A 1962-nucleotide genomic window follows, 5' to 3' on the forward strand; every position below is an offset into this window, starting at 1 on the left:
TCTGCGGACTGGCTTTCTACGTGTTCCGCTTCCTTTAGCAGCCCTTGCGCCCTGAGTGCTTGCGGCAGCGTGAAGCTTCGCGCCAAAAAAAAGCCCGCTCATTAGGCGGGCTAACGCGCCCAGCTTGGCGTAATCATGGTCATAGCTGTTTCCTGTGTGAAATTGTTATCCGCTCACAATTCCACACAACATACGAGCCGGAAGCATAAAGTGTAAAGCCTGGGGTGCCTAATGAGTGAGCTAACTCACATTAATTGCGTTGCGCTCACTGCCCGCTTTCCAGTCGGGAAACCTGTCGTGCCAGCTGCATTAATGAATCGGCCAACGCGCGGGGAGAGGCGGTTTGCGTATTGGAATTAATTCTTGAAGACGAAAGGGCCTCGTGATACGCCTATTTTTATAGGTTAATGTCATGATAATAATGGTTTCTTAGAGCTTATCGGCCAGCCTCGCAGAGCAGGATTCCCGTTGAGCACCGCCAGGTGCGAATAAGGGACAGTGAAGAAGGAACACCCGCTCGCGGGTGGGCCTACTTCACCTATCCTGCCCGGCTGACGCCGTTGGATACACCAAGGAAAGTCTACACGAACCCTTTGGCAAAATCCTGTATATCGTGCGAAAAAGGATGGATATACCGAAAAAATCGCTATAATGACCCCGAAGCAGGGTTATGCAGCGGAAAAGATCCGTCGATCGACCCAGGTGGCACTTTTCGGGGAAATGTGCGCGGAACCCCTATTTGTTTATTTTTCTAAATACATTCAAATATGTATCCGCTCATGAGACAATAACCCTGATAAATGCTTCAATAATATTGAAAAAGGAAGAGTATGAGTATTCAACATTTCCGTGTCGCCCTTATTCCCTTTTTTGCGGCATTTTGCCTTCCTGTTTTTGCTCACCCAGAAACGCTGGTGAAAGTAAAAGATGCTGAAGATCAGTTGGGTGCACGAGTGGGTTACATCGAACTGGATCTCAACAGCGGTAAGATCCTTGAGAGTTTTCGCCCCGAAGAACGTTTTCCAATGATGAGCACTTTTAAAGTTCTGCTATGTGGCGCGGTATTATCCCGTGTTGACGCCGGGCAAGAGCAACTCGGTCGCCGCATACACTATTCTCAGAATGACTTGGTTGAGTACTCACCAGTCACAGAAAAGCATCTTACGGATGGCATGACAGTAAGAGAATTATGCAGTGCTGCCATAACCATGAGTGATAACACTGCGGCCAACTTACTTCTGACAACGATCGGAGGACCGAAGGAGCTAACCGCTTTTTTGCACAACATGGGGGATCATGTAACTCGCCTTGATCGTTGGGAACCGGAGCTGAATGAAGCCATACCAAACGACGAGCGTGACACCACGATGCCTGTAGCAATGGCAACAACGTTGCGCAAACTATTAACTGGCGAACTACTTACTCTAGCTTCCCGGCAACAATTAATAGACTGGATGGAGGCGGATAAAGTTGCAGGACCACTTCTGCGCTCGGCCCTTCCGGCTGGCTGGTTTATTGCTGATAAATCTGGAGCCGGTGAGCGTGGGTCTCGCGGTATCATTGCAGCACTGGGGCCAGATGGTAAGCCCTCCCGTATCGTAGTTATCTACACGACGGGGAGTCAGGCAACTATGGATGAACGAAATAGACAGATCGCTGAGATAGGTGCCTCACTGATTAAGCATTGGTAACTGTCAGACCAAGTTTACTCATATATACTTTAGATTGATTTAAAACTTCATTTTTAATTTAAAAGGATCTAGGTGAAGATCCTTTTTGATAATCTCATGACCAAAATCCCTTAACGTGAGTTTTCGTTCCACTGAGCGTCAGACCCCGTAGAAAAGATCAAAGGATCTTCTTGAGATCCTTTTTTTCTGCGGGGGATCAGGACCGCTGCCGGAGCGCAACCCACTCACTACAGCAGAGCCATGTAGACAACATCCCCTCCCCCTTTCCACC

At 48.4% G+C, this 1962-nt stretch carries 1 protein-coding gene; it reads left to right on the plus strand.

The genetic code is table 11. The annotated features are described in order from the left end of the window. The first annotated feature begins 830 nt into the window (after positions 1–830). A complete protein-coding gene (locus LB557_RS31460; protein ID WP_000027060.1) occupies positions 831–1691 on the plus strand; it encodes a class A beta-lactamase TEM-181 in 861 nt (286 codons plus the stop codon). Positions 1692–1962 lie beyond the last annotated feature (271 nt).

It is taken from the genome of Mesorhizobium sp. BR115XR7A, assembly GCF_020165315.1.
Taxonomy (GTDB): Bacteria; Pseudomonadota; Alphaproteobacteria; order Rhizobiales; family Rhizobiaceae; genus Mesorhizobium; species Mesorhizobium australicum.

Coding starts and splice junctions, on each gene's coding strand:
- LB557_RS31460 (WP_000027060.1), top strand. CDS start 831: ATGAGTATTCAACATTTCCGTGTCGCCCTTATTCCCTTTTTTGCGGCA.